The 20,509-nt window shown below is 70.8% G+C and carries 10 protein-coding genes; 4 read left to right on the top strand and 6 right to left on the bottom strand.

Features of this window, described 5'->3' with window-relative positions; translation table 11 throughout:
* Nucleotides 1-44: 44 nt before the first annotated feature.
* A complete protein-coding gene (locus tag MFF30_RS05520; protein WP_238277609.1) occupies nucleotides 45-824 on the top strand; it encodes a DUF1499 domain-containing protein in 780 nt (259 codons plus the stop codon).
* Nucleotides 825-831: 7 nt separating this feature from the next.
* Here the strand turns inward: MFF30_RS05520 and MFF30_RS05515 are convergent, their stop codons facing one another.
* Together MFF30_RS05515 and MFF30_RS05510 are read right to left on the bottom strand one after the other, a co-directional pair.
* Complete coding sequence (locus MFF30_RS05515; RefSeq protein WP_238277608.1) at nucleotides 832-1,785, bottom strand: MBL fold metallo-hydrolase; 954 nt, start codon at nucleotides 1,783-1,785, stop codon at nucleotides 832-834.
* Nucleotides 1,786-1,862: 77 nt separating this feature from the next.
* Nucleotides 1,863-2,870, bottom strand: coding sequence for a DUF2865 domain-containing protein (locus tag MFF30_RS05510; RefSeq protein WP_238277606.1), 1,008 nt, complete (start codon nucleotides 2,868-2,870; stop codon nucleotides 1,863-1,865).
* A 241-nt stretch (nucleotides 2,871-3,111) separates the two neighbouring features.
* On the opposite strand from MFF30_RS05510, the gene MFF30_RS05505 reads away from it, so the two are divergent.
* From MFF30_RS05505 to MFF30_RS05495, 3 genes are all read left to right on the top strand, one after another.
* Nucleotides 3,112-4,641, top strand: a complete 1,530-nt coding sequence (locus MFF30_RS05505; protein ID WP_238277604.1) for a sensor domain-containing diguanylate cyclase — start codon at nucleotides 3,112-3,114, stop codon at nucleotides 4,639-4,641.
* Nucleotides 4,642-5,374: 733 nt separating this feature from the next.
* A complete protein-coding gene (locus MFF30_RS05500) occupies nucleotides 5,375-7,072 on the top strand; it encodes a methyl-accepting chemotaxis protein (protein ID WP_238277602.1) in 1,698 nt (565 codons plus the stop codon).
* A gap of 198 nt (nucleotides 7,073-7,270) precedes the next feature.
* On the top strand, nucleotides 7,271-8,647 hold the full coding sequence (locus MFF30_RS05495) for an Nramp family divalent metal transporter (RefSeq protein WP_283205864.1): 1,377 nt from the start codon (nucleotides 7,271-7,273) through the stop codon (nucleotides 8,645-8,647).
* 48 nt (nucleotides 8,648-8,695) lie between these two features.
* On the opposite strand, the gene MFF30_RS05490 is transcribed toward MFF30_RS05495, so the two are convergent.
* The 4 genes from MFF30_RS05490 to MFF30_RS05475 all read right to left on the bottom strand — a co-directional run bounded on the left by MFF30_RS05490 (nucleotide 8,696) and on the right by MFF30_RS05475 (nucleotide 20,508).
* Complete coding sequence (locus MFF30_RS05490; RefSeq protein WP_238277601.1) at nucleotides 8,696-8,848, bottom strand: hypothetical protein; 153 nt, start codon at nucleotides 8,846-8,848, stop codon at nucleotides 8,696-8,698.
* A 210-nt stretch (nucleotides 8,849-9,058) separates the two neighbouring features.
* Nucleotides 9,059-10,435, bottom strand: a complete 1,377-nt coding sequence (locus MFF30_RS05485) for an aminotransferase class I/II-fold pyridoxal phosphate-dependent enzyme (protein ID WP_238277599.1) — start codon at nucleotides 10,433-10,435, stop codon at nucleotides 9,059-9,061.
* Between the two features lie 22 nt (nucleotides 10,436-10,457).
* Nucleotides 10,458-17,879 (bottom strand): type I polyketide synthase, encoded by a 7,422-nt coding sequence (locus MFF30_RS05480; RefSeq protein ID WP_238277598.1) that lies wholly within the window; start codon nucleotides 17,877-17,879, stop codon nucleotides 10,458-10,460.
* Nucleotides 17,880-18,333: 454 nt separating this feature from the next.
* Nucleotides 18,334-20,508 (bottom strand): glycosyltransferase family 2 protein, encoded by a 2,175-nt coding sequence (locus MFF30_RS05475; protein ID WP_238277596.1) that lies wholly within the window; start codon nucleotides 20,506-20,508, stop codon nucleotides 18,334-18,336.
* Nucleotide 20,509 lies beyond the last annotated feature (1 nt).

Here is a 20,509-nt window from a genome sequence, read left to right as displayed (position 1 = left end):
GGCTCGGCCCCGTGGATCGTCCGGACAGCGAATCTCACCCCAGCATGCGTCGCCTGCCCTACGAGGATCCCGTCACCCGCGCCGGCCCGGTCTCGCGGACCCTGGCGGTGCTGGCCCTGCTCGTCACCCTGTTCGCCCTGGTGCTGGTGCGCGACCCGCGCGCCGAGGCGGGCCCCGCCCTGGCGACCCTCGGCGCTGGCTTCGTATTAGCGGGGGTGGCGGTGTTCCTCGCCCTCGTGGCCTTCGTGCGCGTCTGGCGCGAGGGCGCGCGCGGCCTCGGTGCGGCCCTGGCGGGGCTGTTCCTGGCCAGCCTCGTCCTGGCCTATCCGGCCTTCGCGGCCCTGCGGGGCTTGGCGCTGCCGGCGATCGCGGATGTTACGACCGACGTCGACAACCCGCCCGCCTTCTCGCGCTCGCGGGTCGCCTTCGCGGCCCGCGACGGGCGCTACCCGCCCGACCCCGGCCCGGCCGCACGCACCGCCCAGCGCGCGGCCTATCCGCAGATCGCGCCCCTGACCCTCGACCTCGACGCCGACGAGGCGTTCGAACTCGCCCGCAAGGCGGCGGTGAACCGGCGCTGGCAGATCGTGGAGGCGATCCGCCCCGGCGGACGCGTCGGCAACGGGCGCATCGAGGCGGTCTCGCGCGGCCCCATCCTGAACCTCGCCGACGACGTCACCGTGCGCGTCCATCCCCGGGCGGACGGCGCCCGCATCGACGTGCGCTCGGCCTCCCGCCTCGGCACCCGCGACTTCGGCAGCAACGCCGACCGCATCCGGGCCTATCTCGACGAAGTCGCCAACCTGGCCATCGCGCTGAAGTGAACCGGGATCAAGCGGGCGCGTAGCGCCCCTCGATCCGGGGGGACCCGTCGCTGACGACCACGCCGCGCGCGACGAGATCCTCCAGGTGGGCGAGGACCGACAGGGCGGCCGCCCCCCGCAGGCCGGGGGCCAGCCCCTGGTAGATGGCCCCCACGATGGCCGGGATGTCGCGGTCGCCCGCCTCGATCCGCGCGCGGATCGAGGCCTCGCGCTGCCGGCGATGGGCCGCGAGCCCACGCACGAAGCGACGCGGATCGCGCACCGGGCCGCCGTGGCCGGGCCAGTAGGTCGTCTCCGCACGGGTGCGCAGGCGCTCCAGGGAATCCATGTAGGCGTTCATCGCGCCGTCGGGCGGGGCGACGATGCTCGTCGACCAGGCCATGACGTGGTCGCCGGAGAATAGCAGCGCCTCCTCGGGCAGGGCGAAGGCGAGGTGGTTCATGGTGTGGCCGGGGGTCGCGACGGCCTCCAGGGTCCAGCCCGCGCCCGCCACGGTCTCGCCGTCGCCCAGTTCCCGGTCGGGCCGGTAGGCGCGGTCGGCACTGGCGTCGAGATGCGCGACCTCGCCCTCCGCCAGAGCCCGCGCCGCCCGGTGCGGCCCGCAGCCGAGGATCGGGGCGCCGGTCCGGGCCTGGAGCAGGCGCGCGCCGGGCGAATGGTCCCGGTGGGTGTGGGTCACCAGAATGGCGACGAGGCGGCGCCCCGCGCAGGCCGCCTCCAGGGCCGCGATGTGCGACGCATCCTCCGGCCCTGGATCGATGACCGCGACCTCGTCGGTCCCGACGATGTAGCTGCAGGTGCCGCTCGCCGTGAAGGGACCGCCATTGGGGGCGACCCGGCGCCGGACCAGGGGCGAAAGCCGGACGGTCTCGCCGCTCGGGGGAAGTGCCGCCTCGAAGGCGGGTTCGTCCCGTGGGGCCGGTTCATTCTGCGGGCCGGGTTCGTCCTGGGATTCGCGCATGCCGGATTCCGGGCTCGAAGGCGGGTCAGCCTGTCGCCCTAGAGGATCGCCGCGCCCCCGACAACGCGGGGCGCGGCTCAGTACACGAAGGGCGAGGCCATCACGACCCGGGGACCGGCCGGCGCGCGCGCCGGGGCGAAGGCCGGCTCGACCTCGATCGGCGGCGCCGACTGGAAGCCGGCGCCGGATGCGAGGCGGATGCGCGAGGCCCGGTCGGCGCGGCGCATCGCGTTGCGGAAGGCTCGGACATCGGCCTCGCGGCGGATCACGTCGACCTTGGCGTCGATCGCCCGCCGGGCCCGCCGAGACAGGCCGCGGGCCTCGCGGAAATCCACCACCGTGAGGCCGCCGTCCCGGGCCTGCGTCACGATGGCGGCGGAGGCGGCGGTGGCGACCACGTCGCCGGCCCGCAGAGTGCGGTCCTGGGCGAGAGGCAGGGGGATCGCGGCGCGCCCCTCCGGCTGGCACGCGCACTGCGCCACCCGCTTGGTGCGGTAGAGGTTGGCCACCGCAAGGCTGCGGTAGGGCCGACCGTCGAGGCCGACCGCCCGGTCCATCTCGGTCTCGTGCGCGCCCAGAGTGAAGAGGCTGGTCGGGGCATTCGGGCAGGCCGCCGTGCAGGCGGCCTCGTGCACCGGCAAATCGGCGCGCGCAGCGAGACGGCCCACGGGGAAGAGGTAGCCGTCGCAGGCGCGCACGCAGACGGTGCGGGCTCCGAGGACGGCATCCCCGAATCCCGCCACCGGCGTCTCGGGCACCCGGGTGCGGGCTTGCCGGAGGGGCCGCGGGAGCCGGACCTGCTCCCGCACGCGCGGGGTCTGTCGTACCACCCGCACCGCGGTTACCCGGCGGGCATCGGGCAGGGAGGCGTAATGGGCGGGACGCCGCCGCACCGGCGCCGCCATGGGCTCGGGGGCGGGCCCGCGAAAGATCGATTCGAAGAAGTCGAACAGGCCCCCGCGCTCGGAGGCCTGGACGAGGCCGGTGCCGGCCGTGACCCCACCGAGGCCGAGCAGCAGGCCCGCCAGGGCCGTCACCGCCATCTGCTTGCGCGTGCGCGCGGGCGCCAGACGCTGCCAATCCATCCCGAGCGCTCCCCCTCGAAGGCGTCGCCGATCAGCTACACAGCATCCCCACCCGAGGGCAATGGCGTCAGACCACCGAGACGCGGCATTCCGGCGCACGATTTTGCGGCTGCACGATCCCGTGCGCACATGATCCTGCGGGCGCATGATTCCGCGAAGGTTTCGTCAACCCATGCCGAGTCATGGTCCGGGCCAGATCATCACCCGGCAGCCGATGTCCGTCCCCTTCTTGCGAGAGACCTTGCCGACATACCGCGCCCTGCGCAGACGGATGCGCCGGCTGGTTCCATCGGCGGCCTGGCTGGTTCTGTTCAACGCCCTGGTGGCGGCCGCCCTCTGTGGCGTGTGCGCGGTCATGCTCCTCGAGATGCGCCGCGAGATCGACGAGCGCGCCAAGGTCACGGCGCGCAGCCTCGTGACCCTGATGGCGCGCGACATCGCCCGCAACGTCGAGCTCTACGACCTCTCCCTGCGGGGCATCGTCGACGGCATGAAGGAGCAGCGGGTTCGCGAAGCGGATCCGGAGCTGCGCCACATGATCCTGTTCGACCGGGCCGCGACGGCCACGAATTTCGGCCTGATCGCCCTGCTGGATTCCGAGGGCAGCCCGATCCTGACCTCGCGCCCGATGGCGCCGTTCAACGCGCGGGACCGGGAATACTTCCAGCATCATCTGCGCGACCCGAGCCCGGACCTCTTCATCGGCAAGGCGATCCTGTCTCGCAGCTCCGGGCGGTGGGGCCTGCCCCTGAGCCGCCGGGTCTCGCATCCGGACGGCAGCTTCGCGGGCGTTGTGGTGGGCGTGATCTTCCTCGACCACTTCGAACAACTGTTCGCGACCGCCGGCCGCCAGGCCGGCGATGCCATCAGCCTGCTCACCCTGGACGGCACCATTCTAATGCGGGACCCCCGGCCGGGCGTGGGGACCAACGTCGCGCAGTCGCCGAGCTTCCAGACCATGCGCGCCGCGCGCGAGGGTCTGTTCGACGGCACGGCCATGATCGGCCAGGATGAGCGGCGCTTCGCCTTCTCGCAGGTCGGCGACCTGCCCCTGGTCGTCAGCCTGTCGGTCCCCCTGGAGACGATCTACGCCGCATGGTGGCGCAAGGCGATCGCCCTGGGCGGCATCGTCCTGATCCTGTGCGGCGCCACCCTGGTCCTCACGGCCCTGCTGCGGCGCGAGCTCATCCAGCGCCGGAAGGCCGAGGAGGCCACCGCCCGCCTCAACGACGAACTGCGCCAGCTCGCGGTCACCGATCCCCTGACCGGCCTTAACAACCGGCGCCGGTTCGACGAGGTGCTGGCGCGCGACCTGCGCCGGGCCCAGCGCACGGGGCATCCCCTGGCGTTGATCCTCCTCGATGCCGACGCCTTCAAGGCTTTCAACGATTGCTACGGCCACCAGCGCGGCGACACGGCCCTGCGGACGATCGCCGAGGCTCTGGTCAGGGCGGCCGCCCGGCCCGGCGCGACCCTGTGCCGGATCGGCGGCGAGGAATTCGCCGCGATCCTGCCCGAGACCACATGGATCGAAGCCGAAGCGGCGGCGCGGCGCATCCGGGCCGCCGTCATCGCCAGCGCCCTGCCGCACGCGGCGAACCCCCACGGGGTGGTCACCGTGAGCCTCGGGGTCGCCTGCCTGTCGCCCGGCACGGGCTCGGCGCAGGGCCTCGTCGCCGCCGCCGACGCGGCCCTCTACGAGGCCAAGGGCGGGGGCCGCAACACCTACGTGATGGCGCCAGCGTCACTGTCGGGTCCGCGCGCCGCCTGAGGCCGCCGGTCGACAGCCCTCGTGAGCCACATCGGCTCGCGAGGGCCACATCTCCCTGGGCTGGGCGTGCAGCGCGGTGGGTCCGACCACCGCGAATCGCATCCGAGCGACGCGGGCGACCCATGATCACGCCTGAAACAAGCCCCTGCACTGCGGCGAACATTTGAGCTGTGCGGGGTGCAGCGCGATCATGCGACCCAAATTTCGCCGAAGGTCTAAGCAATATTCGATCACAGTGCGAATAATTACATCAATACTTGATATGCCGCTCATCACGCGCATGTGATCAAGGATCGATCGATGCTATATTTGTCGAACCAATGGCCTTCAGTGAATCTTAATCGAACCGACGCTTTACTCGTACTCAAGAGCGAAGCTGCGGAATGGTCGCCGAGGCTTGGATGGCGGGGACGGAGCATCCGGCCCGACCGAACCGCTCCGAGACCGGGGGAGCCTGATGTGACCGATCCGTCACCGGAGCCTGAGTGCTCGCGAGACGGGCCGCAGGAAGCAGCGGAACAGCCACCACACCCATGATCTTGGGTTTGAATCGACTTGGCCGCAGTTTCACGATCCTCGTTCAATAAACCCACACCACTTCCCTGATGCCACGAAATCGAACGCCCCAGGGCGTCTTTCGTGTCCCGTGTGGTCGTACACCGGGATCATTCAACCCTCCTTCAAACACTCGGCTCCGAGCGCGTACGGCGCGTGCGAACCAGGAATCCAAGCCATGACGTTCTTCAATCGCGGGTCATCGGCGAAACTCCAGGCCCTGGACCGCTCGCAGGCCGTCATCGAGTTCAAGCTGGACGGGACTATCGTCACCGCGAACTCCAACTTCCTGGCGACGATGGGTTACAGCCTCGACGAGATCCGGGGGCGGTACCACAACCTCTTCGTCGACCCCGCCGAGCACGAGAGTGCCGCCTACCGGGCCTTCTGGGCGGAATTGGCCAAGGGCGCGTTCCAGCGCGGCGAATATCGCCGCCTCGGCAAGGACGGGCGCGAGATCTGGCTCCAGGCGAGCTACAATCCGATCCTGGGCTCGGACGGACGCGCCATCGCGGTGGTCGCGTTCGCCACCGACATAACCGCCGAGAAGATGCGCAGCGCCGACACCCTAAGCCAGATCGAGGCGATCGACCGTTCGCAGGGCGTGATCGAGTTCGGCCTCGACGGGACGATCCTGACGGCCAACGGCAACTTCCTGAACCTGGTCGGCTACAGCCTCGCGGAGGTGAAGGGCCAGCACCACCGGGTGTTCGTGACCCCGCAGGACCGGGACTCGGCGACCTATCGCGCGTTCTGGGAAACCCTGGGCCGCGGCAGCTTCCAGGCCGGCGAGTTCCGCCGCGTCGGACGCGACGGGCGCGAAATCTGGCTCCAGGCGAACTACAATCCGGTCTTCGACCCGTCGGGCCGGCCGATCAAGGTCGTCAAATACGCCACCGACATCACCGCCGTGAAGGTCCGCAATGCCGAGATGCAGGGACAGGTCGAGGCCATCGGCCGCTCGCAGGGCGTGATCCACTTCGACCTCGACGGGACCGTCCTCGACGCCAACACGAACTTCCTCGACGTCCTCGGCTACGGGCTAAGCGAGATCCGGGGGCGCCACCACCGGATGTTCGTGGACCCGGCCTACGCGGCCTCGGCCGCCTACGGTGACTTCTGGGCCGCCCTGGGCCGGGGTGAGTTCCAGTCCGGCATCTTCCAGCGCGTCGGCCAGGGCGGCCGGGACATCTGGATCCAGGCCTCCTACAACCCGATCTTCGACCTCGCCGGCCGCCCGTTCAAGGTGGTGAAGTTCGCCACCGACATCACCGGACGGATGCGCTCGCAGATCGATGCGGCTCACGCCTCGGGGCAGACCCTGACCAACGTCCAGACCGTCGCGGCGGCGGCCGAGGAGCTGAACGCCTCGATCAGCGAGATCGCCAGCAGCCTTGCGCGGTCCCGCCAGGAGGTCGACGACATGGACGACCGCGCCAAGACCGCCGACCACGCGACGGGCCAGCTCGCGGACGCGGCAAGCTCGATGAATGGTATCGTTCAGCTCATCCAGGGTGTCGGCGGGCAGATCAACCTCCTGGCGCTGAATGCCACCATCGAGGCGGCCCGCGCGGGTGAAGCCGGGCGCGGCTTCGCGGTGGTCGCCGGTGAGGTGAAGAACCTCTCCAACCAGGTGACGAGCGCCACCGCCCGCATCGCGGAGGACATCAAGGCGATGCAGTCGATCTCCGGCGACGTGGTCGGAGCGCTGACCGCCATCGGCCAGTCCATCGACGCGGTCCGGGGCTTCGTGACCGGCGTCGCCTCGGCGGTCGAGGAACAGAGCGCGGTGACGTGCGAGATCTCCATGAGCATGCAGACCGCAGCGCACGGAGTCGCGGCCATCGATCGGAATCTGCAGACGCTGGCCTCGTGACGGCGCCGGGCGGCCGACGCCTCACGAAACCTCCCGGCTGCGGTCGATTTTCGTCCCGCGCGCGACGGAGCGGCGGGCGTTTCGTGCGCGCCACTTAGCCCGTTGCTCTTAGTATAGCCTCTGCTATAACGCCTCGGACCGTGACCATTCGACCGCTCGGCGCGCTCGATCCCGTCTCGGCGAACGGCAAGCGTGGGCATGGCTTTCAACGAACAGGTGACGACCCCAGAGACCGTGGCGGAGCCGCGGGCCTCCTGGAGGTTCGACGACGCGACGGGCGCGCAGCCCAGTCTCGGGCGCATGAATGCCAGCGTGCCGGTGCGGGCGGGGGGCTCCTGGCTGCGCCGGCTCCTCGCCTTCATCGGCCCGGGCTACATGGTCTCGGTCGGCTACATGGACCCGGGCAACTGGGCCACCGACATCGCGGGGGGCGCGCAGTTCGGCTACACCCTTCTCGCCGTCATCCTGCTCTCGAACCTGATGGCGATCGTGCTGCAGGCGCTCGCCGCGCGCCTCGGCATCGCCACCGGCCGCGACCTCGCGCAGGCCTGCCGCGACCATTATCCGCGCCCGGTCAGCCTGCTGCTCTGGATCGCCTGCGAGGCCGCGATCATCGCCTGCGACCTTGCCGAAGTCATCGGCACCGCCATCGCGCTGAAACTGCTGTTCGGGATTCCCCTGGTCCTCGGCGCGACCATCACGGCCCTCGACGTGTTCTTGATCCTGCTGCTGATGCGGCGCGGCTTCCGGGCTCTGGAAGCCTTCGTGATCGCGCTGCTGGCGGTCATCTTCGTGTGTTTCGGCGTCCAGATCGCGCTCGCGGCGCCGCCGATCCAGGCGATCCTCGGGGGCTTCCTGCCAACCGCCGAGATCGTGACGAACCCGGCGGCGCTCTACATCGCCATCGGAATCATCGGCGCCACGGTGATGCCGCACAATCTCTACCTGCACTCCTCGATCGTGCAGACGCGCGCTTATCCGCGCGACGAGGCCGGGCGCCGGGGCGCGATCCGCTTCGCGGTGACGGATTCCACCATCGCGTTGATGCTGGCCCTCTTCGTCAACGCCGCGATCCTGATCATGGCGGCCTCGGTGTTCCACGCGCAAGGACGCACCGACGTACAGGAGATCGAGCAGGCCTACGAGTTGCTCTCGCCGCTCCTCGGCGCCGGGATCGCCTCGACGCTGTTCGCGGTGGCGCTGCTGGCCTCGGGCCTCAACTCCACGGTGACGGCGACGCTCGCCGGACAGATCGTAATGGAAGGTTTCCTGCGTCTGCGCATTCCCGACTGGGCCCGCCGCCTCATCACCCGGGGCATCGCCATCGTGCCGGTGGTGGGGGTGACCGCCCTCTACGGAGAGCAGGGCACGGCGCGTCTGCTGGTGCTCAGTCAGGTGGTGCTGTCGATGCAGCTGCCGTTCGCGGTGATCCCGCTCGTCGGCTTCGTCTCGAACAAGGGCAAGATGGGCCCTCACGTGATTCCGGGCTGGCTCAAGGTCCTGGCCTGGGCGATCGCGACCATCATCGTCGCGCTGAACGTGAAGCTTCTGTTTGATACGATAACGGGCGCCTGACGCCCGTCACGATCCGTCGAGGCCGCGACGACGCGCGACCGAGGCGCCTCAGCGGCGCTGGCGCCCGGCGCGGACCCGCACGGGAACCGGCTGCGGCGCCGGCATCGCACCCTCGACCACCGAACCGATGAACGACCGGCTGGCCTCGGCGACGGTTTTGATCAGGCGACGCACGATGGAAGCGGCAGTCGATTGTCTCATCATGGGCTCCTGACCGACGGGCTTGGGACGAACGCCGCATCCCGGGCCGGGTTCCGGAGGCGACTGAGACATGAGATGGCGAGGGGATCGTCTCCTGTTCAGGGCCCGAGGGCAATCCGCCGCACGCGGGCGACACGCGTAAAAAAGCACCGGCGCCGGGCGCCGATGCTTAAAATTTAACGCATGCTGGGCGGGCGCCGCACCGAGAGCCTACGGCTTGCCGCGCTTGGCCATCAGCTGCTCGATGAGCGAGCCGCCCTTCTCGATCGCCGCGAGTTCCTCGGCGACCGCATCCACGGTCTCGCGGATCTGCTCCGGCGTATGCTCCGAGGTCATGAAGAAGCGCAGGCGCGACGAGCGCTCCGGCACCGCCGGGTGGATGATCGGCTGCACGTTGATGCCGCGCTTGAACAGGCGGTCCGACAGGGTCACCGACTTCAGGGAATCACCGATGATGACCGGGATGACCGCGAGGCCGAGGCTCGTGCCCGTATCGAGGCCGTGCTTCTTGGCGCAGGACAGGAACAGGTGGCCGTTCTGACGCAGGCGTTCCACCCGGTGCGGTTCGGCATGCATGATTTCGAGGGCGGCCTCTGCGGCGGCGGCGAGCGGCGGCGAGATGCCGACGCTGAAGATGAAGCCGCCGGCGGTGCATTTCAGGTATTCGATCAGCGGCGCCGGGCCGGCGATGTAGCCGCCGCAGGTGGACAGCGTCTTCGAGAGCGTGCCCATCCAGATGTCGACCCCGCGCGGATCGACGTCGCAATGCTCCGCGAGACCGATGCCCGTGCGTCCGAGGACGCCGAGGCCGTGGGCGTCGTCGACCATGAGCCAGCAATCGTAGCGCTGCTTCAGGCTGATGAGGGCGGCCAGATCCGGTGCGTCGCCGTCCATGCTGTAGAGGCCCTCGACCACGATGAGCGCCCGGCGGTGCTCATGGCGCGTGGCGCCCAGCAGGGTCTCCAGGGCGTCGAGGTCGTTGTGCGAGAACGAGCGGCGCTGCGCACCGGAGAGCTGCGCCCCCGTGACGATGCTGTTGTGGCTTAGCGCATCGTGGAATATCACGTCGCCGGGTTCGAGCAGGGCGCCGATCGTGGTGACGTTGGTGGCGTGCCCGCTCACCATCACCACGCAGGCCTCGGTGTCGTAGTGCTCGGCGAGCGCCTTCTCCAGGGAGAGGTGGCCCGGGCGCTCGCCGGCCACGATCCGGCTCGCGGAGGCCGAGGTGCCGTAGATCTCGATGGCACGGGCCGCCGCCGCGTTCACGTCCGGATGCCCGTTGAGCCCGAGGTAGTCGTAGGACGAGAAATTGATGAACGACTTGCCGTCGATGCGGGTCGTGGCGCTGGCCCGGGTCTCGTGCACCCGGAAGAACGGATTGCCGAGGCCGATCAGGTCGGCCGCCGAGCGCTGGAGGCGCAATTCCCGATAGCCCGGCAGGGATTCGAAGTTCTGGACGGACGGATCGCTCGAGGGACGCTGGGCCGTCCGGGCCGGAGCCGGCCGGCTGGCGCTGCGCCCCATGCGGTTCGTGACGAAGCCCGCCAGGGCCGCGCGTCCGCCGTCCGGTCTCGCGGGGTTGCTCATGCGGGTACTTTCGAAGCTGCGCTCAAGGCAGGATTTCTTTGATCACGAGGCTGTTCTCTTCCACCAGGGCGTGGAAGGGCTCGAGGGTGCGCACGTCGACGCCCTCGCTGGCGTGGCGCTGAGCCAGGCTCATCACCGCCGCCGCCGCCTCGTCGACCGGGGCCGAGATCGACTGGATCAGGGTCTCGGTCAGCTCGTTGACGGTCAGCCCCGACGAGATGCCGGAGGGGGGCGCCTCGAGGGCGAAGCGCTCCTGCAGGCTAGCGCCGAGTTCCACGCCCATCAGCGAATCGAGGCCGATTTCGGAGAGCTGGCGCACGCGGCTGATGTCGTCCTTGGGCAGGCGCAGGATGCGGGCGATGTCCTCCACGATGGCGTCGGCCACCGTCTTGCGAACCGCGTCGATGTCCTGGGTCTTCAGGAGCATCCCGATATTGATGGCCGCCACCGTGCCGGCTTCCATCTGCTGATCGGAGCCGAGCTCGGCGTAGCTCGGGCTCTTCATGGTGGCGAGGCGCTCGCGCGCCTTGCCCCAGTGCATGGAGGCGATGGCGATCACGGCGTCGTCCGGGCTGCTGCCCTGGCCCTGCAGAGCGTCGGCCATGAGGTCGAGGCAGTGGCGGGCATCCATCGGCGTGACGCCGACGCGGCCCGCCAAGGTCTCCATGACCGCGCGGTTGCGGGCCAGCACCCCGACATCGCCGATGGCGCCCCAGGCGACGGCGAGCGCCGGCAGGCCGGCCTTGCGGCGGCGGCGGGCGAGGCCCTCCATGAAGCCGTTGGCCGCGACGTAGGCGCCCTGGCCGGGGTTGCCGATGAAGGTCGTGGCCGAGGAGAACATCACGAAGTAATCGAGGGCGCGTCCCCGTGTCGCCGCGTCGAGGTTCTCGGCGCCGATCACCTTCGGGCGGATGACCGCGTCGAGGGCGGCGGCATCGATGTTGGCGATGAGGCCGTCCTGCAGCACCATCGCGCCGTGGATCACGCCGGCGAGGCGCCGGCCGTTGCGCTCCACTTCGGCCACGAGGCCGTCCACCGCCTTGCGGCTGGTGATGTCGCAGGCCATCGCCGCGACGTTGACGCCGCGTCCGCCGAGATCGGCCACCACCTGCTTGGCCTCGGGGCTTGCCGCCCCGTTGCGGCCGACGAGGACGATGTGCTTCGCGCCCCGGTCGGCCAGCCAGCGGGCCGCCTCGATGCCGAAGCCGCCGAGGCCGCCGGTGACGAGGTGGACCCCCTCCGGCGAGATCGAGAAGGCGGATGTCTCGGCCTGCATCACGCTGCCGGGCTTCGGCGGCGCGATGACGATCTTTCCGACGTGACCCGATTGCTGCATCAGCCGGAAGGCGTCCGAGACCTCGTCCGCCGTGAAGGGCTGGAAGGGCAGGGGCTTCAGGCCGCCCTCCTTGAACAGCGCCATGACCTCGCGGAACAGCCGGGCGCCGTCCTCACCCTGGTGCTGGAGCACCTGATCGAGGTCGACGCCGAAATAGGAGAGGTTCCGGCGGAAGGGGCGCAGGCCGATATGGGTGTTGGCGACGTAATCGCGCTTGCCCAGCTCGATGAAGCGGCCGAACGGCTTGAGGACGTTGAGGCTGCGCTCCATCGCCTCGCCGAACAGGCTGTTGAGCACTACGCCGACACCGTCGCCGGTGATGCGGCGGACCTCGTCCACGAAGGCCAGCGAACGCGAGTCGAGCACGTGCTCGGCCCCCAGCGCCTTGACCAGGGCGCGCTTCTCCCGCGACCCGGCGGTGGCGATGACGCGCGCGCCCTTGAGCTTGGCGATCTGGAGTGCCGCGAGGCCGACGCCGCCGGCGCCGCCATGCACCAGCACCCACTCGCCCCGGCGCAGGCGGGCGCAGCTGACGAGGCCGTAATAGGCGGTCAGGAAGGCCACCGGCACGGTGGCGGCGGCCTGCGCGTCGAGTCCGGGCGGGCTCGGCGCCACCACGAGCTCGGGCACGACCACGTGCGTGGCGAAGCCGGACTGTGCGAAGGCGACGACGCGGTCGCCCGGCTTGAAGGCTGCAACGCCCTTGCCCACCGAGAGCACGCGCCCGGCGACTTCGAGACCGAGGCGGGGGCCGGCGAAGCCGTCCTCCAGGATCTCCTCGGGCAGCATGGAGAGCGCCCAGAGCACGTCGCGGAAGTTGAGGCCGGTGGCCTCGACCGCGATCTCCACCTCGCCGTGACCCGGCGCGCGGCGCTCCGCCGGCCCCCAGGCCATCTCGTTGAGACCGCCGGTGTTGCTGCGCTCCAGGCGGGCGGCGACGGCCGGCACCGCGTCGGCGGCGGGGCGGCGGGCGCGCTGGCCCGGCGCGAACCGGATCACGCGGGTGCCGTCGGCGTCGAGAATGATCTCGGTCTCGGCCGTGCCGGAGAGGATGAGGTCGCGCAGGCGCTCGGCAGCGGCCTTTGTCGAGAGTGCCTCGGCGAGGTCGATCCGGCGCACGTCGAGGTTGGCGACCTCGTTGGCCAAAGTCCGGCTGAAGGCCCAGACGCCGGCCTCCACCGAGCCGGTGGCGTCGCCCCCGTCGCGGGTGGCGCCGGGGCAGACGACCCAGAGCCGGGTCTGGCGGCTGCCGAGATGCTCGACGCAGCGCTTCAGGCTGAGGCAGCGCTCGCGCAGGCGGTCGGCAGCCGAGCCCGCGTGGTTGAAGGCACCGGCCAGGAACACCACCGTGTCCGGCGTCTCGCGCTCCAGTTCGAGCAGGGACTGCTCCGAATCGAGGATGATCGAGACATGGACGCCGCTGGCCACCAGCAGGGTGGCGAGGGAGGAGGCGGTCTCCGCCGCGACGGCGTCGTGCGAGCCGATCACGAAGGCGAAGGTCTGCCCGGCGGCGGGCTTCGTGCGCGGCGGGGCCTCGGCGATGAACAGGAGGTCGTCGCCGTTGGCCGAGGCAGCCCGGTCCACCGCCACCCGTACGAGGCCAGTGTCGCTCAAGGAGCGCTGCCAGCCGGTGATGTCGTCGAGACGTCCGACCGGAAGGTCGCCGGCGCCGTCGAACCAGTCCGGGGTGAGGCCGAAGACGAGGTCGCGGAACAGGGAGGCCCCGGGCTCCACCGCGAGGAGGAAACCGCCCGTGGCGAGCGCGTCGGAGACCTGGTTCAAGAGGGCCCGGTCGGAGCGGTGCAGGACGTTGCTCGCCAGGATGGCGTCGAAGCCCCCCGCCGTGAGTTCGGCCGGATCCTCGATGATCGTGACGCCGCGCGGCAGGGCGAGGCGGGCGCGCTCGGCCAGGCGCCGGTCGGCCTCGAACACCGTGAGCTGCGCCTCGACGGCGTCGGTGAAGCCCGCGGCCTGCGCCGAGAGCGGACCGAAGCCGACCTGGAGCACGCGCAGGGCCCGGTCGCGGGGCAGGGCGCTCCGGCCGGATTCGACCAGGGCGGCCAGGAGGTCGGCGGAGGCGCGCGCCGTGGCGCTGCGCAGGATGAACGCGTCGAGGGCGTTCTGCGACAGGGTCGGGGCGACGGTGAGGCCGCCGTCGAGCAGACGGGCGATGACGGCGCCGATATCGGCGGTGAGCACCAATTCAGCCGAGAGTTCGGGATGGTCGGCCGCGATCCAGCGCATGATCTCGTCGGGCGCCGGCAGGGTGACGTCCTTGCGCAGAATCCAGCGCTCGCCGTCGACGGTGGCCAGGTCGCTGCTCTCGAGCGCCAGGAGGGCGTTCAGGAGCCAGGGACGCATCGCCTCCGGAACTCGCTCGTCGATGGCGACGGTGCCGGCGCGCTGGAGCCCTTCCGCGAGGCGGTAGGCCATCGAGGTGGCCCAGCCCTCGAGGAGGAGGTGGCCGGGCGCCAGGGGCGCCTCGGAGGCCGCGAAGGCCGCCTTCACCGCCGGCCGGATCGCATCGGCGATGCGGGCGCCGCGCGTCAGGGGGATCGCGGTCGGCTCGGTGGCAAGTTCGGGACGCTGGGCGATGGCATAGGCGGCCAGATCGCTGCCGTTCTTGGCGCGCAGGGCCTGGAACCGGCCCTCGCGCAGGGTAGCGATGACCTCGCCCTCTTCATCCACGAGGGTGAAATCGGCCAGGATGCTGCGCTCGTTGGCGCGCCGGGTCCGGATCATCGCCCGCGCGATGACCGCGCCGGGCTTGACGAGGCGGATTTCGCCGAAGCGGACGGGAACGTAGGCCTTGGTCGAGCCCTCGCCCATCAGGCCGGCGAAGAGCAGGATCAGGCCGTGGAAACAGGAATCCAGGCGCGCGGGCACGAGGCCGAAGCGGGCATCGGGCTCGGCCGGCACCAGCTCGGAGACGATAGTGGTCTCGTCCAGGCGCGCGCTCAGGGCCACCTGGCGGAAGCTCGGGCCGAAGCCGAGGCCGGAAGCGGCGGCGAGGCGGTACAGGGCCGCCCCCTCGACCGCGTGCTCCTCGGGCACGTGGATGTCGACCGGGGCGGGCGCATCGAAGCTGCCGTCGATGATCTTGGCCGCCGCGTGGATCTGCCAGGCGGCCTGGGTCAGGCGCGGACGGCTGAGGACCTGGATGGCGTTGCCGGAGCCGGCGATGCGGACCGCGACCTCGCGCAGGGAATCCTCGCCGAACACCATCGGCGACTGGATCTCGAACTCGGCGAGCACCACGGTGTCGCTCTTCATCGCCTCGCGGGCCACGCCGAGCGCCATCTCGATGAAGGCCGCGCCCGGCAGGATGGCCTGCCCGTCGATGCGGTGGTCGTCGAGGTCCGGCACCGTCGCGATGTCGACGTGGCCGTGCCACTCGAGGCCGTCGGGCGAGAGCCGGGAGCCGTAGAGCGGGTGGTAAGGGCGCGGTGTCGCGGCGCCGACGCCCTCGGTGGTCTCGGCCAGACGGAACGGGCGGCGCTGCCAGGGATAGAGCGGCAGCGGCACGTCGCCCGCCGGATTGGCGCCGAACACGGTGTCTTCGTCCACGGCGGCACCCTGGACGAGGGCGGCCGCGACGGCGCGGGCGATCGGGTCTGCACCGGCCGGCTTGCGGTGGAGCACGCCGATGGTGGCGTTCTCGATGCCCAGCGGCTCGATGGCGTCGCCGATATGCGAGAGTAGGGTGGCGCGCGGACCGACCTCGACGAAGACGCGGGCGCCCTGGCGGGTCGCCTCCTGCACGGCTTCGCAGAAACGCACGGGCTCGCGGATGTTGCGCCACCAGTAACCGGCACCGAACTGCTCGCCGGCCAGCACCGTGCCGGTGACCGTGGAGATCATGGCGGTGGTGGCGGCGCGCGGCTTGAGCCCCGCGAGATCCCGCAGCAGGGGCTTCTCGGTCGGGTTCATCAGGCGACCGTGGAAGGGGTATTCCAGGTCGAGCTTGCGCCCGCGCCGGCGCTTGCGCGACAGCGCCTTCATGGCCGCGTCGATGTCCTCGACGGGACCCGCCACCGTGACGGCCTTGGGGCTGTTGTAGGCGGCGATGTCGAGGCTCGGATAATCCTGCAGGAAGACCGCGATCTCGTCGGCCGGCGCCAGCAGCACCGCCATGGTGCCGAAGCCGCGCGTCGTCTCCTGGTGCTTGCTGCGGTAGAAGATGACCTTCACGGCCTGTTCGAGGCTGAGGATGCCGGCTGCCTCGGCCGCCGCGATCTCGCCGACGCTGTGGCCCAGCACGTAGCTCGGCTTGAGACCATGCGCCCGCAGTGCGGTGGTCGAGGCACTGGAGATCGCGAAGATCAGCGGCTGAGAGACCCGGGTCAGCGCGAGGCGCGTCTCGAGGTCGTCGGCGAAGAGGGCCTCCTTCAGCGACCAGTCGGAGAGCTTCAGGAACAGCGCGTCGATCCGGTCGAAGGCCGTGCGGAACGCGGCGTTCTCCTCATAGGCCTCGCGGCCCATGCCGGCCCACTGGCTACCGTTGCCCGAATACACGAAGGCGACCTCGGCCGCGCGGTCGACGGCGGTGCCGAGGAGGGCGGCCGGGGCGTCCTCCGCTTCGCCCACGGCGCGCAGCACCCCGGGCAGGTCGGCATCGAGGGACACGGCGAGGCGCGAGGACAGGCGCTCGCGGCGATGGGCGGCGGCCCCCGCGATGCGGGCGACTTGGCCCGCGTCGGCACCTTCGAGGCGCTCGGCATAGTCGAGGGCGAGTTCGTTCAGCGCCGCACGGCTCTGGGCGGAGAGCAGCAACACCTCGGGCGTGCGGCCCGCCCCGGAGGCGGGGGCCTGCACGGCGGCGGCCGCGCCGTCCGTGAGAACGATGTGCGCGTTGGTGCCGCCGAAGCCGAAGGAGTTCACGCCGGCGAATCGCGGCTTACCGGTGCGCGGCAGCGGCAGGGGCTTGTTCGTGACGGAGAGATTGAGCTCGCGGAACGGGATGTCCGGGTTCAGCTCGGCCGCGTGCAGTGAGGTCGGGAACAGGTCGTGTTCGAGGGCCAGGCTCGCCTTGAGCAGGCCCGCGAGGCCGGAGACCGGCTCGGTGTGGCCGATGTTGCTCTTGATGGAGCCGATGGGCAGCGGCGCTTTGCGGGGCCGTCCGAGCTTGCCGCCGATGGCGCTGGCCTCGATCGGGTCGCCGACGGGGGTGCCGGTGCCGTGGGCCTCGACGAAGACCACGGAGTCGAGGTCGATCTCGGCCTCGCGGTAGACCTGCTCCAGCAGGGCGCCCTGCGCGTAGCCGGAGGGCAGCGAGATGCCGGTGGTGCGCCCGTCCGAGTTGACGCCGCTCGCCGCGATCACGCCGCGCACGGTGCTGCCGTCGCGCATCGCCGCGCGCGCCGATTTCAGCACGAGGACGACGCCGCCCTCGGAGCGCACGTAGCCGTCGGCGCTCGACGAGAAGGCCTGGCACAGGCCCGTGCGGGAGAGCATCTGCGCGTTGGAGAAGCAGATGAAGTTGAAGGGGCTCGCCAGCAGGTTGACGCCGGCCACCACGGCCGTGTCGATCCGTCCGCTGGAAATCGCCGCGACGGCGGCGTCGAGGGCGACGAGGGAGGACGAGCAAGCTGTGTCGACGGTGAAGCTCGGGCCCTTGAGGTCGTAGATGTACGAGATGCGGTTCGACAGGATCGAGAGCGTGTTGCCGGTGGCCGCGTAGGCGTCGCCCGACGAGGTGTCGAGGACGCGCAGGTTGCCGTAATCGAGAGAGGAGGCGCCGACGAAGACACCGATCTGGCTGCCGGCCACGTCCGAGGGACGCAGGCCCGCATCCTCCAGGGCCTCCCAGGTGAGTTCCAGCAGCAGGCGCTGCTGCGGATCCATCTGCTCGGCCTCGCGGGGCGAGATGCCGAACACGCCGGGATCGAAGGACCAGATGTCGTCGAGGACACCCGCCGACCAGGTGTAGCTCTTGCCGCGCTCCTGGGCCCGCGGATGCCCGAACCGTTCCAGCGACCAGCGATCATCCGGGATGCGCCCGACGGCGCAGCGTGCCTCCGTGAGGAGCTGCCAGAGCCCTTCGACGCTCGATGCACCGGGCAGCCGGCAGGCGCGGCCGACGATCGCGATGTCTGTACGTTGTGTCACGTTCGATTCGCACGCGCTCTTGAACGGGGGACAGATCGACTGGCGCCACCGGAGTGATCCATGCGATCCTTAGTATGGCTCCAAGTCGGTGTCCAACCGGGGAGGGCGCGCCCAACAGGATATCGGCAGAATGCACCGCCCCTGTTGCACGTATTCACCAGTCGAACGCCCAAGACTATCCGCGCCAGGGCCACATTCTGCGCGAATACACCCAAATTTTCCTTTAATAATCCCATCGCCGACCGTAGTGGCCGATGTGCGGCCAAGACTATCGGCAACGTATGCCTCGTCGCGGCCGGGACCGGACACGCGAGACTTGAACGTCCCCACCCGGGAAGCCTGCTCGAACGCGCTGCCATGGTGGATGCGCCCGGCATCGCGGATGGGCCGCTCTCGATAAAGCCCGTGAATGCGGCGACTTTGCGGTGCGGACGATCGATGCCGCACTGCACCATCAGAGCCGAAACCGGCCGGATGCCCGTGAAAGGTTGGGGTTGTAGTACGGGTCCGACCTCAACTGGCTCTCCCAGCGGGTCTTCATGACGCGCACCTCGCCCTCGAACCGCGCGCGCTTCTCGGGCGTGTCCTCCGGCCCGCGACTCTTCGATTCGTGGTGGACCAGCACCGCGTGCGGGGTCCAGACGTTGCGGTATCCGGCCGCGCGCAGGCGCAGACAGAGATCGACGTCGTTGAAGGCGACCGCGAGATGGTCCGCGTCGAAGCCGCCGCAGGCGGTGAACAGCGCCGCTCGCACCGCGAGGCACGCCCCGGTCACGGCCGAGACCTCCTGCGTCAGCACCATGCGGGCGAAATAGCCGGGCTCGGATTCGGGGATGCCGGGATGGCTGTGGCCCGCGACCCCGCCGATGCCCAGGATGATGCCCCCGTGCTGAAGTGTCCGGTCGGGGTAGAGGAGCTTGGCGCCCACGGCCCCGATCCTGGGATCGAGGGCGATCGAGACCATTTCCCGCAGCCAGCCCGGCGCGATCACCTCGACGTCGTTGTTGAGGAAGAGGAGGACGCTCCCCCGTGCCGACGCGGCGCCCCGGTTCGAGAGGGCGGAGAAGTTGAAGGGCCCCGGCACCGAAACGACGTGGACCCGAGGGTCCGCCGCGTGGCGGGCGAACAGCGCGCGGGTCGCCGCCTCGCGGCTGTCGTTGTCGATGACGACGACCTCGATCGCCGGGTAATCGGTTCCCGAGAGCAAGCCCGCGAGGGCCAGGCCCAGCAGGTCCGCGCGGTCTCGCGTCGGGATGATCACCGAGACCAGGGGCGCCGGATCGGGCAGGGGCCGCACCAGCCGGTTGAAGCCGAGCGGCCCCCGCTCCGCCCGCGCGCCGGAGGGCGCGGCGATGTCCGCCAGGGCCCGCAACCGGGCATCCTCGGTGCGTGCCAGGGCCCGGTCCGAGAAGGTGCCGGAACCGCCCGCCGCGCGCCAGTGATAGAGCACCCGCGGGATGTGGCGGACGCGGCGCGCGTCGAGGCCGGCGGTGAGCCGCAGCAGCAGATCGTGGTCCTGGCTGCCCTCGAAGCCGGGGCGCAGGCCGCCGACCGCGCGCACGGCCTCGGCGCGTACCACCGTGAGGTGGTTGACGTAGTTCTGCCCGTAGAGGAGTTCGCGGTCGAAATCGGACTTGAAATGCGGCTCGAAGCGGCGCCCGCGGCCATCGATCTTGTCCTCATCGCTGTAGATCAGGACGAGGTCCGGGTCCGAGCGGATCGCGGCGGCGACGTGGTAGAGCGCGCCCTCGGCCAGGACGTCGTCATGGTCGAGGAAGGCCACGAAGCGCCCCCGCGCTTCGGCCAGCGCATCGTTCGTCGCGCGGGCGATATGGCCGTTCTGCGCCCGGCGCTGCACGTGGATGCGCGGCTCCGCGCCGGCATGCCGGACGAGCAGCCGCGAGATCGCCGGGTCGGTGGAGGCGTCGTCGACGATGCGGAGTTCCCAATGCGGATAGATCTGGCCGCGCACCGACCGGATCGCCGCCTCCAGGACGCGCGGGTCGGGGTCGTGGACCGGCATCACCACCGAGATCAGCGGCGCGGTCCCGGCCCAGGCCGCGACCTCGTCCCGCATGCGCCGGCGATCCGGGTCCGACAGGGTGTCGAACCGGGCGATCCAGGCCGCATAGCCCGTCTCGGCCCGGTATTCGAGGGCGCGCAGGAGCAGGGCGCGACCCCGGACCTTGAGGCCGAGGGCGCGCCAGTACACCGCCCGCGCCGCCAGGGCCGGGTCCCGGCGCAGGGCCCCCGCCACCAGGGCGATCCGGCCGCGGCGCCGGACCGCGAAGGCGGTGAGCCGGAACGGCACCTCGCGGGACAGGGGTGACAGGCGCAAGGAGCGCACGCCCTCGGGGAACCGGCCCGTCCAGACGAAATCGTCGCCCCCCGCCGGCGCCTCCGCGAGGGCGATCGGCTCGGGCGTGCCGTCCGGCCCCGCGACGAGCGCAGCGAGCACCAGGCGGGCGACGCCGGCACTGCCCGCGTCGCGGAAGCGGATCGTCGCCCAGGCGCCGCCGAGGCCGGCATCCGACACGTCGAGGGTCAGGCCGCCGCCCTCGGCCACGAAGGCACGCGCGCGCGGAGCGCCGCCCCGCCGCGGAAAGGTGGCCACCGGGGCGGCGTCCATG

Origin of the sequence: Methylobacterium goesingense (assembly GCF_022179225.1) — a bacterium.
Taxonomy (GTDB): Bacteria; Pseudomonadota; Alphaproteobacteria; order Rhizobiales; family Beijerinckiaceae; genus Methylobacterium; species Methylobacterium goesingense.
The sequence above is the reverse complement of the archived record's forward strand: the minus strand, read 5'-3'. Positions and strand labels throughout refer to the sequence as shown.

Excerpts from the sequence above, each read along its gene's own strand:
- MFF30_RS05520 (WP_238277609.1), top strand. The coding sequence starts at position 45 with ATGCGTCGCCTGCCCTACGAGGATCCCGTCACCCGCGCCGGCCCGGTC.
- MFF30_RS05515 (WP_238277608.1), bottom strand. The coding sequence starts at position 1,785 with ATGCGCGAATCCCAGGACGAACCCGGCCCGCAGAATGAACCGGCCCCA.
- MFF30_RS05510 (WP_238277606.1), bottom strand. The coding sequence starts at position 2,870 with ATGGATTGGCAGCGTCTGGCGCCCGCGCGCACGCGCAAGCAGATGGCG.
- MFF30_RS05500 (WP_238277602.1), top strand. The coding sequence starts at position 5,375 with ATGACGTTCTTCAATCGCGGGTCATCGGCGAAACTCCAGGCCCTGGAC.
- MFF30_RS05495 (WP_283205864.1), top strand. The coding sequence starts at position 7,271 with ATGGCTTTCAACGAACAGGTGACGACCCCAGAGACCGTGGCGGAGCCG.
- MFF30_RS05490 (WP_238277601.1), bottom strand. The coding sequence starts at position 8,848 with ATGAGACAATCGACTGCCGCTTCCATCGTGCGTCGCCTGATCAAAACC.
- MFF30_RS05485 (WP_238277599.1), bottom strand. The coding sequence starts at position 10,435 with ATGAGCAACCCCGCGAGACCGGACGGCGGACGCGCGGCCCTGGCGGGC.
- MFF30_RS05475 (WP_238277596.1), bottom strand. The coding sequence starts at position 20,508 with ATGGACGCCGCCCCGGTGGCCACCTTTCCGCGGCGGGGCGGCGCTCCG.